Source organism: Flavobacterium cyanobacteriorum (assembly GCF_002251835.1).
Classification (GTDB): domain Bacteria; phylum Bacteroidota; class Bacteroidia; order Flavobacteriales; family Flavobacteriaceae; genus Flavobacterium; species Flavobacterium cyanobacteriorum.
The window spans coordinates 1-6,538 of sequence record NZ_NOXV01000134.1; the positions used below are offsets into that span (position 1 = coordinate 1).

5 protein-coding genes are annotated in these 6,538 nt (G+C 46.7%); 1 reads left to right on the forward strand and 4 read right to left on the reverse strand.

Annotated elements, in window-relative coordinates; genetic code table 11:
* Nucleotides 1–118: 118 nt before the first annotated feature.
* Both galE and CHU92_RS01845 read right to left on the reverse strand, forming a co-directional pair.
* Nucleotides 119–1,135 carry a UDP-glucose 4-epimerase GalE gene (gene galE, locus CHU92_RS01840; protein ID WP_094412022.1) on the reverse strand — a complete coding sequence of 339 codons (1,017 nt, stop codon included), beginning with the start codon at nt 1,133–1,135 and terminating at the stop codon, nt 119–121.
* Between the two features lie 167 nt (nt 1,136–1,302).
* Nucleotides 1,303–2,433 (reverse strand): DegT/DnrJ/EryC1/StrS family aminotransferase, encoded by a 1,131-nt coding sequence (locus CHU92_RS01845; protein ID WP_094412024.1) that lies wholly within the window; start codon nt 2,431–2,433, stop codon nt 1,303–1,305.
* A 104-nt stretch (nt 2,434–2,537) separates the two neighbouring features.
* Here CHU92_RS01845 and CHU92_RS01850 point away from each other — a divergent pair, with 104 nt between their 5' ends.
* The gene (locus CHU92_RS01850) at nt 2,538–3,764 is read left to right on the forward strand and encodes a 3-deoxy-D-manno-octulosonic acid transferase (RefSeq protein ID WP_094412026.1); all 1,227 of its coding nucleotides are present in this window, start codon (nt 2,538–2,540) and stop codon (nt 3,762–3,764) included.
* Between the two features lie 2 nt (nt 3,765–3,766).
* On the opposite strand, the gene CHU92_RS01855 is transcribed toward CHU92_RS01850, so the two are convergent.
* Both CHU92_RS01855 and CHU92_RS01860 read right to left on the reverse strand, forming a co-directional pair.
* A complete protein-coding gene (locus CHU92_RS01855; RefSeq protein WP_165764566.1) occupies nt 3,767–5,842 on the reverse strand; it encodes an Ig-like domain-containing protein in 2,076 nt (691 codons plus the stop codon).
* Between the two features lie 23 nt (nt 5,843–5,865).
* A complete protein-coding gene (locus tag CHU92_RS01860) occupies nt 5,866–6,396 on the reverse strand; it encodes an RNA methyltransferase (RefSeq protein ID WP_094412030.1) in 531 nt (176 codons plus the stop codon).
* Nucleotides 6,397–6,538: the final 142 nt, after the last annotated feature.

Here is a 6,538-nt window from a genome sequence, read left to right on the forward strand (position 1 = left end):
AAAAACGTAAAAAAACCGTCTCAAGTTGTGAGACGGCTTCTTTTTGTTTCATGTCTATTGCACCTGATATAAGATATATTTACACTACACATACTGAACATTGTGCACTGCGTACTTATTACTTACCCCTTACTTTCTGCTCCCATTTCCAGGCAGACGCAAGGGCATCTTCAAGGGTTAACTGTGCCTTCCAGCCCAGTATCTTATTGGCTTTGGCAGTGTCGGCATACGCCTGGGTAATATCGCCTTCACGCCTTCTTACAATAGTATAATTAAGTTTTTGGCCTGAAACTTTTTCAAAGGCATTAACAACTTCAAGTACAGAATTGCCTTTGCCGGTACCGAGGTTGAACACCTCAACTTTTTCAGCATTTTTTCCCTCAATCAGCCTTTTCAGGGCAGTGACGTGCGCTTTGGCAAGATCTACTACATGGATATAGTCGCGTATGCAGGTGCCATCCGGCGTTGGGTAATCATCGCCAAACACCGATAGTTTTTCGCGAAGGCCGATACCGGTTTGTGTAATAAAAGGCACAAGGTTTTGCGGCACGCCTAAAGGCAGTTCTCCTATATGGGCAGATTCATGGGCACCTATTGGGTTAAAGTAACGCAGCAATATGGCATTGATGCCGCTTACCCTGGCTACATCCTGCACTATTTCTTCCCCTATCTGCTTTGTGTTTCCGTAGGGCGACATTGCTGTTTGTATCGGGGCATCTTCCGTTATAGGCATTTTTTCGGCCTGTCCATATACGGTACATGACGAACTGAAGATAAACCGGGCTTCCTGCTTTTTTTGCAGCTGCTGCAGCAGGTATACCAGGGTGTTTATATTGTTTTCATAATACAGCAAAGGGTTCTCTACGCTTTCGCCAACCGCTTTTGAAGCTGCGAAGTGTATCACCCCGCTCACAGTGCCATGCCTGATGAAGAAATCCTGTACGGCTTTTTTTTCCCTGAGGTCAAGCTGCTCAAATTCAGGCTTCTTACCGGTAATGGCTTCAATACCTTCCAGTACTTTCATTGAGGAATTAGAAAGGTCGTCAATGATAACAACATCAAAGCCTTCATTTTGGAGCTCAACTACGGTGTGCGAGCCTATAAAACCTAGGCCACCGGTTACCAATATTTTCATAGCCTCATTTTTTTGTATAACTGTAAAATCAAAAGTTGTTCTTCCCCGGTCATACCCTGATAAATATACTACATTACCACATTATTTCAGGGGAAAGCCGGTAATGCCGGTAAAAACTAAAAAGCTGAAGTGCCTGCGCCCTTTTCTTTTTGCCTACAATTTATCTATTATTTAATAAAATCAATTATGCTATCCGTAATAAACCGTACCTGCTCATCATCAAGCTCCGTATGCATAGGCAGGGAAATCACTTCTTTAACCAACTGGTTCGTTACAGGGAAATCGGCTTCATCATATCGGGCATCAGCATAAGCTTTCTGGCTGTGAAGCGGTATAGGGTAATAAATAGCACAGGGTATGCCTTTATCAAGCAGGTGCTGCATAAGCGCATTACGGTCGGCGTTGCGTACCCTCAGCGTGTACTGGTGGAACACATGGCTGTCGGCATCGCCCCTTACAACAGGTGTAATGATATTATCATAGCCGGCAAAAGCTTTAGTATATTTAGCCGCTGCCTCACGCCTGGCTTTATTATACATATCCAGGTGTGGCAGTTTGGCATTCAGTACTGCTGCCTGCAGGCTGTCGAGCCGTGAGTTAACTCCTACCACATCATGGTGGTAGCGCACATACATACCGTGGTTTACAATGCCGCGCAGGTTATGTGCCAGCTGGTCATCATTGGTAAAAATTGCACCACCGTCGCCGTAGCAGCCCAAGTTTTTTGACGGGAAAAATGACGTTGAGGCGACATGGCCCATAACGCCGGCTTTCTTCTTTGTGCCGTCGGCAAAGGTATAATTAGCGCCTATAGCCTGGGCGTTATCTTCAATAACATAGAGATTATGTTCTGCCGCAAGTGCCATTATGGCTTCCATATCGGCCACCTGCCCGAACAGGTGTACCGGCACAATAGCTTTTGTACGTGGTGTTATAGCTTTTTTTATGGCATCTATCGAAATATTAAACGTATCAGGTTCCACATCAACCAGTACAGGGGTAAGCTGCAGCAGTGCAATAACCTCAACAGTTGCCGCAAAAGTAAAATCAGCCGTAATAACTTCATCGCCCGGCTGAAACCCAAGCCCCATCATGGCTATCTGCAGGGCATCAGTGCCATTGGCGCAGGGTATAACATGCTTCACATCAAGGTATTCTTCCAGGTTCTTCTGGAACGACTGCACCTGCGGACCGTTTATATAAGCAGTAGTGTCGAGCACTTCCTGTATAGAGCTATTAACCGTGTCTTTTATCTTATCGTACTGGCCTTTAAGGTCAACCATCTGTATTTTTTTCATCGCTTGTCTGTCAGATTTATTTGAAGGCAAAACTACTAATTTAATGACTGCCTGCCAATCAAAATGCCATAAAGTGTGTATTTTAGCACATCAATTGCCACATTATGTTTTTTATCTATAACCAGCTCTTATATATCGCATGGGGTGTTTTAAAAATTGCCGCACTGTTCAGCCCGAAGCTTACCCTCTTTGTTAAAGGCCGAAAAAACGTTTTTGCGCTTCTTGAGGAAAGGGTACAGCCGGGCAATAAAACTATTTGGTTCCATGCCGCCTCGCTGGGCGAATATGAACAGGGCCTTCCTGTTATGGAAAGGATACGGCAGGAACATCCGGAACATAAAATTGTACTTACTTTTTTTTCACCCTCAGGATATGAAGTACGCCGGAACACTAATGCCGCCGATATAGTGGTTTACCTGCCTATGGACACCACCCGCAATGCCCGTAAATTCATAAGGCTTGTACATCCTGACATGGCCTTTTTTGTTAAGTATGAATACTGGCCCAACTACCTTAAAGAACTTAAAAAAGCCGCTATACCTTCTTACCTGGTTTCCGGGCTGTTTCGTGAAAAGCAGGTGTTCTTCAAAAGCTATGGCGGGTTTTACAGACAGGCGCTTACAGCCTTTACCCATTTTTTTGTACAGGATGCCGATTCAAAAAAATTACTGCAGAATATTGGTTACCATAATGTTACTGTAAGCGGTGACACCCGTTTTGACCGTGTGTCTGAAATATTACAGCGGGATAATACACTGCCCTTTATCGAAGAATTTAGTAACGGCAGCACAAATGTTGTTTTTGGGAGTTCATGGCCTAAAGATGAAGCCATGTTTGCAGGTTTTATAAACAACAGCAACAATATAAAATTCATTATTGCGCCACACACCACAGATGCCGGCCATATTAAAGAAATCAAAACTGCTATTAACCGCAAAGCCGTGCTTTTTTCTGAAAAAGAAGGAAAAGACCTGGCAGGATATGATGTATTCATTATTGATACCATAGGTATCCTTGGCAAGATATACAGCTATGCTGACATAGCCTATGTTGGCGGCGGGTTTGGCACCTCGGGCCTGCACAACATACTGGAACCGGCCGCTTTCGGCATTCCTGTAGTAATTGGCCCTAACCATGAAAAATATCCTGAAGCGGCAGCCATGATACATTTTGGCGGATGCCTTGAAGCCAACGGCAAAAATTCACTTGAAAACATCCTGGACGAATTGATAAAAAATGATGATTACCGTAGCGAAACTGGCCACAAAGCAGGAATGTTCATCAGCATGAACCGCGGCGCTGTAGATATCATCATGAAAAAAATCCGTTAGCCTTACCTCAGCAATGAAAAATGCCCTTTTATTTCCGGCAGCCCGTTGTTGAAACTAATCACATACCAATAATCGGTGGCGGGAAGCTTCTGGTTGTTCAGGGTGCCATCCCAGTACTGGTTGCCGCGGCTGAGCCGGGTTATAACCTTGCCATACCGGTCAAAAATAGTAAGTGTAGCTTTCGGGAAATACACCAGCCCGGGTACATAAAAAACATCATTGGTACTGTCATTATTCGGCGTAAAGAACTTGGGGACGATAAAAACCACAAAATCCTCTGTTGCTGTGCCACAACCGCCCACTTCTTTGGCTGTTAATGTACGAAGGCCGGCAGGCACATTATAAAATATAGGGGATGCCTGGAAGTTTAGGCCATCAACAGAAAACAAATAATTTTGAATATCCGCATTCACAAGGGTAACGATAATCGTGGTACCCTCCACGCCAACCCCTGATATGAGGGGCCGCTGCCGCTGCGTAACAGTAAATGTCTTTACCGATGAGCATCCTGAAGGCAACGTTATGGTAACCGTGTAAATACCCGGTGAAGTAACCGTTAATGTCATGCCCGTACTGTTATCCTGCCAGCTATACGTTGCACCGGCAATGCCGGCATCAAGTAGCACGCTGCTCCCTTCGCAGAAAGACACTTGCTCATCTTCCACCTGCGGCGGCTGGTTTACCACTATTTGTATGGCCTTCCTTGGGGAAACACAGTTGCCATCAACAACTTCGGCATAATACACCGCACCGGCATTCACGGCTGGGAGGTTGAGTACCGGGCCGGTGGCGATAGGCACACCTCCGGAAGCAACGTTAAACCAACTTACAGTACCCAGCGGCGCGGTAGCCTGAAGGCTTAGGGGGCTGCCTTCACAGGTAATTATTGTTGTGGGGACTGTTATGGCGGGAACATCATTGATAGTAGCAGTTACTGCTACCCTGTTAGTACTACAGGTTCCTGCCACGGCAGCGTAGAATGTTGTAGTTGAAGTAAGTACGGAAGTAGTAAACACATTGCCCGTAGCAATAGCGGTTCCGCCTGAAGGGGCATCAAACCACTGTATGGCAGCGCCGGGTGCCGAGGCCTGCAGCATTAGGGCGCCGGGGCCGCATGATGCGCTACCGGTTGCCGTAACTACCGGGGCTACATTAATCACCGTACTGGCAGAAATATTTATAACAGGGTCGCCCGGCATGCCACCGTATTCTACTACGTAGCCCCTGGGCCTGTAATCGCCGTCACTCCCGGCATTGGGCAGGTCGTTCCATGAACCTGTAACGCCCACACCCCTGGCCGTAATATGCGCATAATCTTCGTTGTTGATATTATTAGGCTCGGCCGTATTCCAGAACGCAAAGTTAGGAGTGCTTCCATTTGCGGCACCATTCCAGAAAACAGTACCGGCTTCCGGCCCGCCCATCCATTTCCACACACCTTCAGTTTCTTCATCACTACCCCCTATCCATCCCGTAACGCGGGTCTGTTCCCCTACCATCTGCGCCTCAGCAGTAGAAGTTATGGTAGCAAGATAACCCTGTATGCCGTAGTAGGTGCTGGCAGCAGCAGCAGCTCTTGCCTCTGACCAGGATATATCATCAAAAGGGATAAATTTATAATAGTGCCCTGTAGAAGGGAGGTAACTGGCATCGCCCAGTGTTATGGAAAATGTCCTTACACCGGGGGTAGGGCTTATAGCCGTGTTGCGGTAGGCTACGTCTTTTACAATCTGGATGATTTCTGCGTAGGTCAATGGCTGGCCGTCAACCCGGCGTATTTCGGCTTTGGCGGTAATGGGGTCATACGCCCACTCCAGCCCGGGCATGGTACCGGTATAGCCCAGTTCATCTTCAGCGCTCACATAACCCGAAGCTATTTGTACATAGACGGCGCTGGTGCCGGTATCATCGGGGTCGGTTATGATAAAATCAGTAGCAATATCGAGCCAGCTGCCACCAGGGCAATAGGCCTGGTTCCCCTGCGCTGTCAGTACTGGCGGCTCATTTTGTGCTATCGCTGCAAGGGGCAAGAAGCACCCTATGAACAACAACGTTAAATATTTTACAAAAAACTTCATCCTGTAAAAATAAAAAAAAACTATTACGGCAACATTTCCCGGAAGAAATCCCATACCACAATCCCGGCACTTACCGATATATTCAGCGAATGCTTGGTGCCCAGTTGGGGTATTTCGATACTGCCGTCGCACCGGGCTATGGCTTCCTGCGATACACCTTTAACCTCGTTACCGAATACCAGCGCATATTTTTTGCCCTTTTCAGGGATAAAATCATTAAGGAATACGGCATTTTCTACCTGCTCCACAGCCCATACCGATACTTCTTCTGCCTTAAGCGCCGCAATTACATCACATACCTGCTTGTGGTATTCCCAGGCTACTGTTTCGGTAGCACCCAGGGCCGTTTTGTGTATCTCTTTATTGGGCGGTGTGGCCGTAATGCCGCACAGGTATACTTTTTCCACGAGGAAAGCATCGGCAGTACGGAACACTGAGCCGATATTATGCAGGCTCCTGATATCGTCAAGTATTATGATCAGTGGCGTTTTTTCAGCCACTTTAAAATCATCAATGCTTTTGCGCCCCAGTTCGCTGTTGGCCAGTTTCCTCATATTTTAAATAGTAAGCCGCAAAAATACATAGTATTTGCCCAAGTCGCTACAACATAAATTGAGTTGCAGGTACAGTTTTTTTGGGCGTGTCCCTACGGGCCGGGCTATCCGCTGCAAGTCCTCATTCCGCTGCGCTCCATTG